21 protein-coding genes and 1 pseudogene are annotated in these 13,411 nt (G+C 45.6%); 1 reads left to right on the top strand and 21 read right to left on the bottom strand.

The window, feature by feature from the left end; genetic code table 11:
• Positions 1-10 precede the first annotated feature (10 nt).
• The 15 genes and pseudogenes from T260_RS1000000140825 to T260_RS124800 all read right to left on the bottom strand — a co-directional run bounded on the left by T260_RS1000000140825 (position 11) and on the right by T260_RS124800 (position 9,911).
• Entirely contained in the window at positions 11-175 is a 165-nt protein-coding gene (locus tag T260_RS1000000140825) for a hypothetical protein (protein WP_081712630.1), read from the bottom strand.
• A 44-nt stretch (positions 176-219) separates the two neighbouring features.
• The gene (locus T260_RS124740) at positions 220-528 is read right to left on the bottom strand and encodes a hypothetical protein (protein ID WP_023634402.1); all 309 of its coding nucleotides are present in this window, start codon (positions 526-528) and stop codon (positions 220-222) included.
• A gap of 52 nt (positions 529-580) precedes the next feature.
• Positions 581-1,465, bottom strand: coding sequence for a major tail protein (locus T260_RS0120815; RefSeq protein ID WP_023634401.1), 885 nt, complete (start codon positions 1,463-1,465; stop codon positions 581-583).
• A 3-nt stretch (positions 1,466-1,468) separates the two neighbouring features.
• The gene (gene gp17 / locus T260_RS124745) at positions 1,469-1,804 is read right to left on the bottom strand and encodes a tail completion protein gp17 (protein ID WP_023634400.1); all 336 of its coding nucleotides are present in this window, start codon (positions 1,802-1,804) and stop codon (positions 1,469-1,471) included.
• Positions 1,801-2,160 carry an HK97-gp10 family putative phage morphogenesis protein gene (locus T260_RS124750; protein ID WP_023634399.1) on the bottom strand — a complete coding sequence of 120 codons (360 nt, stop codon included), beginning with the start codon at positions 2,158-2,160 and terminating at the stop codon, positions 1,801-1,803. Before T260_RS124750 ends, gp17 begins: the two co-directional genes overlap by 4 nt.
• Entirely contained in the window at positions 2,160-2,489 is a 330-nt protein-coding gene (locus T260_RS124755) for a phage head closure protein (protein WP_023634398.1), read from the bottom strand. Before T260_RS124755 ends, T260_RS124750 begins: the two co-directional genes overlap by 1 nt.
• Before the next feature lie 7 nt (positions 2,490-2,496).
• Positions 2,497-2,634 (bottom strand): hypothetical protein, encoded by a 138-nt coding sequence (locus T260_RS1000000139850; protein ID WP_023634397.1) that lies wholly within the window; start codon positions 2,632-2,634, stop codon positions 2,497-2,499.
• A gap of 15 nt (positions 2,635-2,649) precedes the next feature.
• The gene (locus tag T260_RS124760; protein WP_031213117.1) at positions 2,650-2,934 is read right to left on the bottom strand and encodes a head-tail connector protein; all 285 of its coding nucleotides are present in this window, start codon (positions 2,932-2,934) and stop codon (positions 2,650-2,652) included.
• Between the two features lie 43 nt (positions 2,935-2,977).
• Positions 2,978-4,174, bottom strand: coding sequence for a phage major capsid protein (locus tag T260_RS124765; protein ID WP_023634395.1), 1,197 nt, complete (start codon positions 4,172-4,174; stop codon positions 2,978-2,980).
• Positions 4,175-4,214: 40 nt separating this feature from the next.
• Positions 4,215-4,835 carry an HK97 family phage prohead protease gene (locus T260_RS124770; protein ID WP_023634394.1) on the bottom strand — a complete coding sequence of 207 codons (621 nt, stop codon included), beginning with the start codon at positions 4,833-4,835 and terminating at the stop codon, positions 4,215-4,217.
• The gene (locus T260_RS124775) at positions 4,777-6,075 is read right to left on the bottom strand and encodes a phage portal protein (protein ID WP_023634393.1); all 1,299 of its coding nucleotides are present in this window, start codon (positions 6,073-6,075) and stop codon (positions 4,777-4,779) included. The genes T260_RS124770 and T260_RS124775 overlap by 59 nt, the downstream gene beginning before the upstream one ends.
• Before the next feature lie 206 nt (positions 6,076-6,281).
• Complete coding sequence (locus T260_RS124785) at positions 6,282-8,009, bottom strand: terminase large subunit (protein ID WP_023634391.1); 1,728 nt, start codon at positions 8,007-8,009, stop codon at positions 6,282-6,284.
• Positions 8,006-8,500, bottom strand: coding sequence for a phage terminase small subunit P27 family (locus tag T260_RS124790; protein WP_023634390.1), 495 nt, complete (start codon positions 8,498-8,500; stop codon positions 8,006-8,008). The genes T260_RS124785 and T260_RS124790 overlap by 4 nt, the downstream gene beginning before the upstream one ends.
• A 114-nt stretch (positions 8,501-8,614) precedes the next feature.
• A pseudogene (locus tag T260_RS1000000139030) lies at positions 8,615-9,019 on the bottom strand (HNH endonuclease); the annotation flags it as partial.
• A gap of 34 nt (positions 9,020-9,053) precedes the next feature.
• A complete protein-coding gene (locus T260_RS124800) occupies positions 9,054-9,911 on the bottom strand; it encodes a PH domain-containing protein (protein ID WP_023634388.1) in 858 nt (285 codons plus the stop codon).
• A 154-nt stretch (positions 9,912-10,065) separates the two neighbouring features.
• On the opposite strand from T260_RS124800, the gene T260_RS1000000140020 reads away from it, so the two are divergent.
• Positions 10,066-10,233 carry a hypothetical protein gene (locus T260_RS1000000140020; RefSeq protein ID WP_164834599.1) on the top strand — a complete coding sequence of 56 codons (168 nt, stop codon included), beginning with the start codon at positions 10,066-10,068 and terminating at the stop codon, positions 10,231-10,233.
• A gap of 192 nt (positions 10,234-10,425) precedes the next feature.
• On the opposite strand, the gene T260_RS124805 is transcribed toward T260_RS1000000140020, so the two are convergent.
• The 6 genes from T260_RS124805 to T260_RS124830 all read right to left on the bottom strand — a co-directional run bounded on the left by T260_RS124805 (position 10,426) and on the right by T260_RS124830 (position 13,386).
• Entirely contained in the window at positions 10,426-10,719 is a 294-nt protein-coding gene (locus tag T260_RS124805; RefSeq protein WP_023634386.1) for a hypothetical protein, read from the bottom strand.
• Between the two features lie 145 nt (positions 10,720-10,864).
• Positions 10,865-11,407, bottom strand: coding sequence for a site-specific integrase (locus T260_RS124810; protein ID WP_023634385.1), 543 nt, complete (start codon positions 11,405-11,407; stop codon positions 10,865-10,867).
• Positions 11,404-11,844: an ArpU family phage packaging/lysis transcriptional regulator gene (locus tag T260_RS124815; protein ID WP_031213110.1), complete on the bottom strand. Its 441-nt coding sequence runs from the start codon at positions 11,842-11,844 to the stop codon at positions 11,404-11,406. Before T260_RS124815 ends, T260_RS124810 begins: the two co-directional genes overlap by 4 nt.
• Positions 11,845-11,867: 23 nt before the next feature.
• Positions 11,868-12,056 (bottom strand): hypothetical protein, encoded by a 189-nt coding sequence (locus T260_RS124820; protein WP_023634383.1) that lies wholly within the window; start codon positions 12,054-12,056, stop codon positions 11,868-11,870.
• 115 nt (positions 12,057-12,171) lie between these two features.
• Positions 12,172-12,912, bottom strand: coding sequence for a BRO family protein (locus tag T260_RS124825; RefSeq protein ID WP_023634382.1), 741 nt, complete (start codon positions 12,910-12,912; stop codon positions 12,172-12,174).
• A gap of 132 nt (positions 12,913-13,044) precedes the next feature.
• A complete protein-coding gene (locus T260_RS124830) occupies positions 13,045-13,386 on the bottom strand; it encodes a hypothetical protein (protein WP_023634381.1) in 342 nt (113 codons plus the stop codon).
• Positions 13,387-13,411: the final 25 nt, after the last annotated feature.

Below are 13,411 nucleotides of genomic sequence, written 5' to 3'. Positions count from 1 at the left end.
CACCTCCTTGCTAAAAGAGAACTTGGTCGATGTACCCCATTTGTGTTTCTTCTTGCTCGCTGTTGCCGTGTATTTTTCTATGAACATCGCAAAGCGCAAAAAATTTCCGTGGTGTGCAACGCCAAAAATCCTTCTCGTCCATTCCTAAAACCACTGTTCCGGCGTACAAAAGCAAAGGCCAATCCCAACCTTTTTCCTCATTAAGATCGGGATTGGCCTCTAGTTTTTTGGTTCAGGAAGGGCGTTGTTCATGGCTTCTGCGATCACATTAGCAAGTTCAGAAAGATTTGCGATATCAATCATTCTTCCGACTTCTTTTTCTGTTAGACTCTCATCTTCATGTAACAAACCAGCCCATAACAAAGTCCGAATCGCTTTCATCGAGGCATTTTCCAGTGCTTTGAAAGCTTCTGTTATGCTGCCGAACTTATCCTCAATCTCACAAAATGCGTTTAGGTCAAAGACAAGATGACGTTCTTTATCCAACTGAACAGGAATTTTCTTCACTTTCACATCTTTAACTGACATAAAATCTCCTCCTTTTGAAAATTAAAAAGGCAGCACTAGGCTGCCTCTGTCATTATGCTGTTGTAAACTTGCGAACCTGCGCTTGAGCCATGTAGTTGCCTGCCAAATCGCGTACACCTGTCGTTGCAATGATTCGGTACGCCGTTGCTGCAGAAAGGTTGGCGCTTGGTGTGAACGTGATAGTTGTCTTGTCAGCGCTTTGCGAAAGTGTCCCTGCAACAACAGAACCGTCACTGTCCTTAATAACCATGAAGTTAGAAGCATTCACGCAATCAGGCGAAATAGCCTCACTGAAAATCCATTGTACTGTTGTAGAAACAGCAACAGACGTCGCGTTGTTAGCAGGCACCGTGTTACTAAGCGTCGGTGGTGTTGTATCAGCAGAAACGTTCACAACGGCGTTGAACCACGTGTTCGCTTGTGTGAATCCAGCTTCATCTTCATCGCCAATCACTTGCCACAAACCATCATAATCCCGTTTAACAAAAGTTCCCTTCAATTTTGGAGTTTGGAATGAAGGCTTGTCCTCTTTTGTTTTGTACTCTTGTTCTGGTGTTTCGAAACGTCCTTTGTAAAGCCATACATAGCGATATTTCCCGTTGCTTTTTTGACTACGGAATCCTAGAGCAACGTAAGGAGCTACGTCGTCTGCGTCCTTGATAAGGATTCCATTTGACATCGAATGTCCCAATAAAGCTGCTTGAACAGGTAGAGGGATATCTTTCACTTCAAATTCTACTTCAATCTCACCTAAAGAAGTGACGGTTTCCGATGGACCATCATCAGCATAGAGAGTCTGCGTATCGACTTTCGGTGAAATTTTCGCGTTGATGGCCCCAGCTATTTTTACTGGAGTTTGGTATGCAACCCCTGTCGAATCGTCTTTTGTAAGAATCGCATAATATAAATCTCTTAAACCAATTTGTACACCTGGCATTTTCTATTCCTCCCTTTCTTCTACATAAGAAAACCGGAGCACCTTGTGAAAGATTTTGGTGTCCGGTTCATATAACTCGGTTTCAAATGTCCGGCGAAATCCCGCCGCAGTCATTAAGTCTTTAACTTGTTGCACAATCGCCGTGTAGTCGCCTTTTGACCACACATCGACTTGTATGAAATGCGCTGTTTGCTGTTCTTCGTCATCCGCATTAAGAGCAGAGAACTGATTGTACTCAAAAAACGTGATATATGTCGTCGCTGTACCGCTGTAAGTTTGGAAAGCAACAGGAACGCCGATGGGTTTCAATGTGTCGATAATGAGTTTATTTAGGCTCATAAGCCCAGCTCCCTGCGAATGACATCCGCCATTTTCTGCTGTACTTGTTCTTTGCTTTCTTCAAAAGCAGGCTGAAGAAATGGTCTGGCCGCCATTTTTGATGTTCCGAATTCAAGAAAAAGACCATAGAAACGGTCACGATCTGGACCGATGTCTACGGTTCCATCTTCTTTGACATCAGAAATCACGATGTTTTCGGCAAGCTTTCCTGTGTCCCTCGGCGCTCTCTCCGATGCCGCCTGCTGAATGATTTCAGCACCAGCAAGCAGGGCTTCTTCTTTGACACGATCAGCTTCTGCTCCCATTCGTTCAAGCTGACGTAACAGTTCTTGCATTCCGTTAATCTGAAATCCCATCACACCACCTCTTTCGCGATGATGGTGAGTGTTTTGTTCAGCTCATCGTCATTGATAACGGAGAGGATTTCAAATGTTCGATTCTTGTACTTGATACGCATGTCTGGATTGATACCAGACGTATAGCGAATGACAAAACGAACCGTATTTTCGTTTTGCGTTGTGGCAGCTTCATAGTATTCGCGACCTTGAAGCGTCTTAATCATCGCCCAGACAGTTTTTATGTCTTGCCATCGCTGATTCTCTTCAAGAGGAAATCCGTTTTCATTCACTGCACTCTCGTTATATTTTTGAAAAGTGATGCGATGACGGAATAAACCTGGGTTCATCACCTCATCATTCCCCAGTACCTTTATAAGCTACAATCAAACTTCCAGCATCCGACACCGTCACCTCGTATTTATGCCCCGATGGGGACACCAAAACAAGGCATTTCAGTTCCTTTTCAGCACGCTTTTCGGCCTTCTCGCTCATGGATCCTTCCCCTTTCTACATTGTCGTGCTATCGTAGCAATGAGTCAGCTGGGCGACGATACTTTCGACCGTATGCCGCACTTTCTCGCTCGTCTTGCCGATCATGTCACGATTTTCGTACCAATCGGCGACTAGAACGTAGCAGAGCAGCTTGGCCAACTCATTCGTACTGTCAAACGTATTTCCTGTCGCATTAACCAAGTACTTTTCCGCTGCACTAATCAGCGTATTAATTAAACTATCCTCGTCATTATGGTCAACGCGCAGCCATTGCTTCGCTTCATCAAGCGTAATGATCAAAACAATCACCCCCAATAAAAGGGGACGGGGATAACCCCCGTCATTAGCTCAGCGTCAATTGGCCATATACAGCCGCGCCGGTATCCCAGAATTTAATATCATCGCGCATAATCGTACGTAAATCCGTCGTATCACGTTTAAATGCATCGCCGCCTTCTTTCGTTGCCGCCAACTCAAAGAATCGCCGCGAGAACAACACGACAAGCTCTTCAAGATTCCCAATGAAAATGGGAGCCTTGTTCGTCGTTCCGGTGATCGACGGCAAGTAACGATTAGAACATACGACAACTGGACGGCCAAACAACAGCTTCCGTCCTGGCTGTGTAATGTCATCCTGAAGCAAGAAACGACCGTTTGCATCCTGTTGGCTATCGAGCCAGTTATATCCGTCTTGGTTTGTTAAAACAATCGAACTCAAGCTAATAGCCGGATCCAAGTCAACGTTAAATACTTTTTTCACCACTTTAAGATCAGCTAAATCTTTCGGAGTCATAGTCAGCAGAAGATCCGTAATCAACTTATTGCGTGTAACCACGGCCTTTTTACCAATCCAGCGCGTGATGTAATTAATAATATTCTGATCGCTGTCAGCCAAAAGCTCGTTAGTAATAGGCAAAATGCCGCCACGTTTTTTCACGGAGTACGAGACAGCCACGAATTTGGGATTATCCGTTTCCGGAAGCACGCCGTATTCATCAATCAACGCAAACGGTGTCATCGTTTCGTCTTTCTCCAGCACACGCGAGCCCGATAAGGTGGTCACTTCCTCGACGCGAACATATTGAGACAAGTCGTTTTGCGCTCTCATCACTTCATAAATGCGCGTCTGGATGTCTTTCGGAACAATCAAAGACGAGTCCCCGTCCGGAATTGCTGGATTGGTTCCGCCCTCATTCATGACGGCGCGTTTTTCATATTCCGCGATGATGCTTCGTTCATCAGAAGACACAGGACGGCGACGAATCGCCTTCATAAAGATTTGCCGATACTCCTGTTCCAATTCGGCATCTTCCTTTGTGACAGTACGAGTTTCGCCGCCAACCGAATAACCGCCGCCCAGGCCTAGACCGCCACGTTCTTCTTCCTCCAATTGCCGCTGTACTTCAATTTTCTTTTGCAACGCTCGCACTTCTTCCATACGTTTTTCGGCTTCATCGACTTTATCCTCGCCTAAGAGAGCGCGAACTTCGGCTTTCATCCGCTCCAGTTTTTGCAACATCTCACGCAGTTCTTTACCCATACTTTTTCAACCTCCTATAGTCAAAATAAAAAGAGCCGTTTTATATCAGCTCTAACTCGATGGCTAGTTTTCGTTTTTTGTATTCGTTCGAAGCGCGTTTTTGCTGCTCTCGGTACTCATCAAGAGACCGAACGGACACTTCATTGGCCGGATAAGCAGGAAAAGCCACCGGGGAAATTTCATACAGCTCCGCATCCAAAATGGAACGTTTGTAGATTTTTTTGCCGTCGCGATCGACTTGCGACCATTTGTCTTTTGTGACCCGCATGCCAAACGATACGCCATCGACATCTCCCCGTTTGATCATCTCCCAGGCATCGTTGCCGACCGTGGTGTTCGGCAAATCCAGCTCAAACCGCAGCTCCTTTTCCGTACTCTCGAGGCGCAACGTTCCGCTTTTCGTGCTCCCGAGCACTTTGGCCGTGTCATGCGACCAGAGCCCGACAACCCCGCGCGTTTTCAAGCTTTCATCAAACGCGCCGGCCGCGATTTCTTCGACAAACGTGTCGCCCCACCAATCACGCATCTCCGCGCTTTCGGTGTTGTACTTGATAGACCCGGAGATGGTGCGTTTTTCTTCTTCTTCGCCCGACTGACGAACCTCAATTTTCACTGGCAGCGCCCGAATTTCTTTCGTTTCCTTCGGTACTTGGTTGCCCACTGTCACCACCTCCTTTCATGTATTGCTGACCTACCATTGTTAGAGGGATATAGTTCCCGTTGACAATGAGTTGATTGCCTCCAGGTCGAGGTGGCAAATCTTCCTTCGCCCTTGCTTCATCGGGCTCAAGGAATCCATTCTGTATACCAATCGCATAGGCTTCATATCTCGTCTTAATGTCAGCGCGCAAAATACTATCGACATTAAACTTCACATAATAGCCAGCGTCTAGTTCACTGTCTAGGAATAACTTGTACGTCATTTCCTGCTCGTACATCGTTAGAATTGGGAGCAGTGTATCTACGTAGAATTGTCGTTGTTGCTCCGCCACGTTCGTGTGGGTCGCCCGGCTCAAATCGTTGAGCTGATGCATTTTAATCCCAAACGCCGTAGCGATCTGCCGGATGGTGAGCTCAGTGTTTTCCAAAAACTGCGCATCGGACATCGTCAAACTGATCGGCTTAAATTCATATCCAATCGGCATGAGCGCGATGCGGTGACTGTTTTTCAGTCCCGATGACATTTCCTCAAACTTTTCCCGGAATTTCTTTTGTGCCTCCGGGTTCAAATCGCCGACATACTGGACAATTCCCTTTACTTGCAACCCTTGCTTGTAAAAATTATTGATAAACCGGCCGGCCGCCGCCGCATTTTCCACCGTCGCCCGCAAATAATCAAGAGGAGGAACCCCGACAATGCCGTCAAGTGTCACACCACTTTTAAAGTGCAAAATTTCGTTTGGCATGAGCTTTCGTCTCTCTGTTCCGACATCGACTTCATACCAGATGTGATTTTTGCTGCTGAAAAGGCCGATATCGTCGATCCAAATACGCACTTTACCTGCATCGATCGGCCACAGCCCCACAATCCGACCCTTTTCATCTGTCTCGATGTTGACGTACGCATTTCCATATATGTTCCGTTGTGTCTCATTGCATTTGGCGAAGTCGGACGCTGACATATACGGGTTGGGACGAAGCTTTAGCAACTTATATAAATAGTGCTTCACTGCCTTATTGACGCCGTTTTCGTCTTCACGATACGTCTTCAATGGGAGCTTGGACAGCGATTCCGCTAAAATCTTGATACAAGCGTAAACGGTTGCCTCTTTCAGCGCGTTTTTTCCGTAAACATTGACCTCACTAGGAGAAATGCCGAGAAAATCTAAAAGCGCCGGATCATTTAGGCTGTATTCCGTGTAATCGGTACTTCTTCGCTCCAAAGCACGCCGGAAAAACATTCAGTTTTCACCTCCCTCACGGCGGATAACGCTTCGGTGGATGCAGCGCTGCAAAAATGCCAACGGCTAAACAAGAAAAACCCAATATATACAGCCCTGCCGTCACGCTTAACCGGAACGTCGCAACGTTAATAAGTGTCAGTCCGATGAAAATAAAAAAATCTTCCGCGTAATCACGAAAGATTTTCCGTAATTTCTTCACTTTATCAACCCCACAGTCTGTCTAAAAAGTCATCGGTCGCAAATTCCGATACGTCAACCGACTCGACATTTGCAAACATCGCCCGGGCGTGGGCATTAATAAGCGCCGCCAGTGGGTCGATCCGGTCCGTGCTCTTCGATTTATCCAGCATAATGTTCTCCTGGGCGTCTTTTCGTGTCACCGCGTTGCCGACTGCCCATGTTAAAACGGGGTTTTGGTTGTGAATGATCTTCTTTTCAAACACTTTTGTCCGGAAATTTTTCGTCGGCTCCGTCAAATAGCGAATCCCCTGCGGAATTTCTACCGTCGTGAAGCCATCCGCCTCAAGCTCTTGCATCAAATGCCGCGCATTGTACTTGTCATAGCAAATTTCCTTCACCAAAACGCCGTATGTCGGCTCAATCGACTTGATATATTCGCGCACAAACGTATAATCGACGACCGCACCCGGCGTAGCCGTAATCCAGCCCTGGCGAACCCACTGATCAAACGGCATTTTATCCGTTTTAACCCGCTCATCGAGCTTTTCTTCCGGTATGAACGAGTGGGACAAGACGACAAATTTGCCGTCATTCAAAGGGATTTCAATGGAAACGCTCGTTAAGTCGGTCGTCGCCGACAAGTCAACACCTACATACGCGTCCAATCCGCTGATATCCGGCAGGTTTTCCACGCTGCAGGCCGCCCAGCGTTCGGCCGAGATGTAGGCTTGCTCCCGCTTATTGATCCAGACATTCATGTTTTTCGTTAAAAAATCGTCCATTTTGTCCGGTTTTTCAAGCGCTTCTTTGAGCTTAGCGCGAATATTTTCAATCCCCTCCGGATAGGAAGCCGCGATCGGGTTCGCTTTCAGCCATGCTTTTTCGTCCTTAATGTCGTCAATCAGATTTCCATCCTCGTCTTTATCCAGTTCGTTGACCATTGCAAAGTATTGATCGTTCTCTACTGGGCTGTTTGGGTCTAACAGCTTTGAAACGTATTGATACTCGCTTCGATAACACGGATTGTTTAAGTTGGCGCCGGCCGTCGTAATAATCATCAGCAACGGTTGCGCCCTGGCAATCATGCCGGAATCAAGAATGTTGTAAATCTCATCTGTTTCATGGGCATGATACTCGTCAATAATGCCACATTGCGGATTTAAACCATCACCGGTCTTCCGATCCTCTTTGGAAAGAGGGCGGATAATGGATCGGCTTTTCGGGTGATGGATGGCCCCATACTTCACTTCATATTTCCCTTTTAGTTCCGGGCAGCCGGCCAGCATGGCTTCGGTTTCCTTCCAGACAATTCTCGCTTGTTCCGTTTTCGTTGCACCGATGTACACCTCTGACATGCTTTCTCCGAACGCCATCGCCTCATAGGATGCTACACAAGCCAGGCTTTGCGACTTGGCGTTTTTCCTTCCTACCTGCCAATACCCTTTCTTAAAACGCCGGTAATCCGTATCCTTGTGCACCCAGCCATAAATATTGCCGAACACAAACACCTGAATTTCATGTGGTCGAATATGCTGTCCCTTGAGTACGCCCTTTGTATGCTTAAAGAGCGTCATCCACTTGAGGAAGCGCATCGCTTTCGTTTCGTCAAAGATATAGGGAAAGGCATCGGTTCCCTCACGTTCAATATCCCATAAAAAACGCAGGCACGCCCATTTATGTTTCTGGCATGCGATCACACGGCCGTCGATGACATCGTGGGAATAGTCAATGAGCCATTGCTTTAGGCTCATACATCACCAAACTCCTGTTCAAACGGCGTCGGCTGCTTTGGCTCCTCTTTTGGTAAGGCCAATTTTGCCCGAGAGCTTGGCGTCAAGCCAAATTCGACGGCCAGAGATTTCATTTGCTCGTGCAGTTGTTTTTTCTTCGTGAGTAGAGGATGAGGAACCTTATTCGTCTCCGCCGCTTTATTGGTGTATTCAACCATAAGCCCCTCTTCCTCAATAATCTGCGAGCACTTAACATAGTTGGCATAGGCGTCGCAATACAAGGCAAGAGCATTCACATCGACGTTCGTGACCAGCCCGATCTCTTTCAGCTCCTTCACGATCCGCTTGAACTCCTTTTTGGCCACATCGTCGAGCCAGCTTGGGGGTCTCACCTTGTCATCATTCGGCCGGAGCTTTGCCTCGGCCTCCTTTCGGGCGTCGATTTCCTTTTTCGTCAAATGCTTTGTCCCCTGAATTAAAATCAAGTCAACCGGCTTCGCACGCCGGCCCATGTTCAACACCACCTTTCGCTTGGAATTTCCCTAAAAACTGTTAACCCCCTTTTACGCCAAAAAGGGAACTTTGTGCACGCTGAGGGGGGCGCGCGGTCCAGAGCCGCCCGGCGAAAAATTTTTACCCCGCCCCTCCCCATATATCCTCTTGTCTTCAGCTGTTTTTCTGTTGTGGCACGGGTTGCAAAGCGACTGTAGGTTGCCTAACGATAGGCGTAATGACCAATCAACCCGCACCGGCACAATATGGTCCACCACGTCAGCCGGTGTGATGCGTTGCTTAGCAAGACAATGCTGGCAAAGATAGTGATCGCGGACCAACGCCGCACGTCGAACACGCTGCCATTCTTTGCTGTGATAGAAGTCGCGGGTGGTTTGATCGCGGAAATGTTCGTCGTAGTATCGATGGCGATGGGATTTGTCTTGCTGCTCTTTATGCTGGTGATCTTGGCAGTATCGACTTTGTGTGAGGTTTGGGCAGCCGGGAACAGCGCATGGTTTCTTTGGTCGGTTTGGCATGAATATCACTCCAATAAAAAGGAGCCGTAAAGGCTCATTCGATAATAATCTTTCTATACTCTGATTTATCTCTTATTCTATTAATTTGAAAAACGTTATCTTTATCTCTTTCAAATACTTGGTCAAAATTCATGAAATCAATAATTTCTCTTGTAAAGTTTACTAACTTACCATGAATATCCTTCAATAAGTCAACTGTTTCATCGATATCAATTACTATAGGCTGAATCCAATCTGTAGTAAAATATATTGAACCATCTGCGTTAAAAAACTCAGTTCCTATCAATCTACGTCTCTCTAAACCTAAAAATTGCAAATTTGCTCTGTGTTTTATGTTATTAGCTAAATTATCCCTCATATACTTGACTTGTGGATCAAATCGATAATCTTTTATCATGTCTAATAAATCATTCGCCTCTTTAGTCCCAACTTGCTCTAAAGATTGTTTTACATTAGGATAGGTACAATCCCTCAAAACACTTTCATACCAATCTGGGGAATAGGTCTTTCTTCTGTGAAGCTCGAAACCGAACCAAAGTACTTGATAAATATAATCTTCACAAGAGTTGTACCAAACAATAGAGTTTTTCAAATACTGTGATCTTAACCAAAGATGGGCTTTATAGGGATTGTTAAAAGCAAGAATGTTACTCTCGAAATACTTTTGATACGCATTAATTAAAGCAAATCTAGCACTTGCAATTAACTCATAAATCTCATAAGTCTTGTCCATTGCAATTGAGTAACCTATATCATGAGCTGCCACCATATCACTTATTAACAGCCCTTCTGTAATATCATCAGGCAGTTCAAGACTGTCTACAAATTGATTATATTCATTCCTCCACTCATCCCACGAATATTCTTTATCCTTATAAACAAATTTGAGCATTATTACCACTCCTTCTGCCTACTTCATTCGACAGAATAAGAAAATTTCCTACATGAATACTTCGTCAAATTCCGACAAGGAATAGGTATTTGTACTCAGTATGTTGAATAAATACACACAGGGAGAGAAATCGGGAATTAAGGAGTTGGTAAACTTGGCAAAGAACACTGGGGACGGTTATAGAAAGGGAGCAGTAAGAGACCGCTCCCAAGTATATAATCCCAAAATCGATTCTTGGATTAAACGCGGTGAAGATGGACGTTTTATGGACGTTAAAACATCCGATAACAAACCATTTAAAGGCGTACGAAAAGAAAAATAACCATTAAGGTCACTTTCCCGATTTCTCTCCTTGAAACAGAAACGCCACTCCGGTCAGAGTGGCGCTGCATAAAAAAGTGAAGGGAAATTTAAGCTTTATTCAACCCGCCCTATACTACCATCATATCACCTCCACGACCAAACAGTATGCCAAAAATCTGCCGTTTTTCTGCCACTATTATGTCAACTCCAATCACCAATACTGACTCCCTCGTTTCCTGTTTTTCGTAAATAGCCGCTTAGCCAGCTCGTGCATTTCGTCTTTCGGTTTGCTGCGAATAATGTTCGACACGTCCACTGTCGTGAGCTTCCGCTTCCCGATCCGGTATCCCTTTTTATTTAGCTCCTGCACCACTTTCGTGACGCTTTCCAGCTGCACATATAAATAGACCGCTTCCTCTTCCATCGTGGCGGGCGTGTAGTTTTCGATCTTCCGAATGTATTCTTGCAAGTATTCGATTTGCTTTTTAGCTTCCTCGACTAACACTTGCTCTCCCCCCCAATGAGTTCACTTCAATTTACAGACTGATGCACTCGCCGAATGGCTCAACCCCTTGATAGTTCTAGCCTCAAGACCTTTTCTTTTATGAGTGCACCACACGCTTTTTTATGATGTACTACAGGGTAAAAAATTAAATTTTATACTTCAGCATCGCCTTATCCATCGCATCTTGGTTGACGCCAATGTACTTCAGCGTAATGTGAGGGCTGGAATGATTAAAAAGCTCCTGCAGCATGGCCACGTCTTTCGTTTGCTGGTAAAAATGGTAGCCAAACGTTTTTCGGAGTGTATGCGTTCCCACCTCATCCAGTGACACGTATTCAGCCGCCTCCCGCAAAATGCGATAGGCCGTCGAACGATCAATGGGCCGGTTGCCGCCCTGCCGACTTCGAAAGGCATATTCGCCATCCTTGAGCGTTTTGGCGTATTCAATCAGCTCCTTTCGAATGGACGGCGGGATCCGGATCCGCTTCTCCTTTCTCGTCTTCTTTTCCCGCAGTTTCAAATGCGTCTGCAGCAAATCTTCCTTCTTCAATTGCAATAGGTCTGATATTCTCAGTCCTGTGTTGATACCGAGGACAAATAGGATGTAGTTGCGTTTGTTTCGCTGCAGCAAATATTTCTTCATGGCTGCAATCTTCTCCGGATCGCGAATCGGCTGTACAAAGTTCACGATAGAGTCACCTCGCTTTTTTCCTCGCGATACACTTCGATTTTTAAAGCAAAGGCGAGCTTGTAAAATGCTCTCGATTTCAGCCGGTAATACTTTCGTTCACTCATGCCAAGCTCAGGATACACTTCATAGTCGTAGACATCCTCCCATGACATATATCGTCGGACAATAATGGCACGCTCCCATTTGCTTAGGCGATTTACTGCACTGGTGATCCGCCGGATATACTCTTCCCGCTCCCGCTCATAATCGACGTTACGGATTGCGATGCTTTCTGTTGAGGAGCGAAACTGATTGGACGGTGCCGGAACAAGCGAATAACACTGCGTGACCCTCGGCATTTCATCCAGCCGAAGCGTCAGCAAGTAGACACGGTATTTCTCCAATGCCGCCTCCACCGCCCTTTTAGTAGCCGCGCGATCAATCTCTGGCAACATGAACTCTCTCAACGTTCTCCCTCCTATCGCTGGCGGAATGCGCCGCCTTTGCCGCGCCGATACACCGGACGACAGACGCCCATCAGCTCCTTAATCTCCCGCTCCGTTAGCCGTTCCTTGTTCCTCTTCCGCTCTTTTCGGTTCCGCTCCGGATGATAGGTCATGTTATTGGCCTTGATCCATTTTCGCATTTGGTCTTGGATGGTGCGCATCTGTTTTCCCTCCCTTTGATTGCAAAAGAAAAGAGGACACCAATCATACAGGGATCTCCCTGCATCATCAGTGTCCTCACGCTCTCGGTCTTGGACATATTTGGTTTTGATTCCATTATATCAAAACAGCTGCCTTTTGTAGCAAGATTCGGAACGTTTCTCGTCCCTTCGGCGTCACAAGCGTTTGAACATCAGCTCGTCCATTTCGTTCCCATTCCTTCAATTCAAAGAGAGACGGCACGTATTGAGCATACGGCTTCAACTTTCCTTTTTGGTCTCGATATATATACTTTTTCTCCAGCAGCCAATCGATAAAGGCTTTTGGTTTGATTTTCAGTTCCTTGGCCGTATCTCGGAAGTTTGTCAACAACCGCCGATCAACAAGTGCATCAAAGTAGTCAGCTTTCGGTTGCATCGCCGCGATCTGTTCGTTTTGTTTTCGGACCGTTTCCAACGTGGCACGGAATAACAGTTTCGTCTGTTCGTCCGCGTGTTTTAGATAGGTTTCGACGAATAAGTCGTCATTCGCTACGTAGCCGCCGGTTTTTCTGATTGTCGGAATGACTTCGTGTGTGATCCATCGCTTAAACTGTTTAGCCTCTGATTTGCGACTTCCTAAAATGAGCGTGTATAAACCAGGCTCATTCACAATGAATGTTTCTTGTTTTCTTCCCAGCGAATCGGTGACCGGAATTAAACTCCGCTCATCTTCATCGAGTCTTTGGACTGCTTTTCTTGCATCAGCAATATCTAGAATTTCACAAACATCTTTTGCCACAAACCAAACTTCATCATCCTTTATAATTGTTCGTACTTGACTGCCGCTGTAAGTAAACACCTTTTGTAATTGATTCATCGAAAATTCCCTCCCCATAAACTAGACCACTATCGGTTCAAGCTATAGTGGATTCGTCTTTCTCAAAAATGGGGTAAAATTTACTTACCCCATAATCTATTTATCTCTATCGCATCATCTTCGGAATATACATTAAGCTGGTTCGATATATACAACAATAGCTTTTTTCCATTCAAGTTGATCAATCCGTTTTCTAGCTTGTTGATTTACCCAGTCATTTTGTTCATCTGATAAAGGAAAATCGCTAAAATGCTGACTAGCAATTTCTTCAGCTATATGGTCAAATAACCCGTCTTGATTATCAACTCGAAACCAAACTGTATCATCTACGATAGTGTATTCATCGAGTATAATCCTTTTTGGCTGTCCCAATGTGTAGTAATGATCAGAACTTTCCTCTGGATACATAAAAATGAGTTCTCGGTCAGGGTGATCTTGCAATAGCTGAAGTAACTCTTTTGTTTTGTTGCTCATTAAATTCACTCCTTCGCAGTTTGTG

The organism is Geobacillus thermopakistaniensis (assembly GCF_000498995.1).
GTDB lineage: Bacteria > Bacillota > Bacilli > Bacillales > Anoxybacillaceae > Geobacillus > Geobacillus thermoleovorans.
This window is presented reverse-complemented; position numbering and strand designations above follow the sequence as displayed.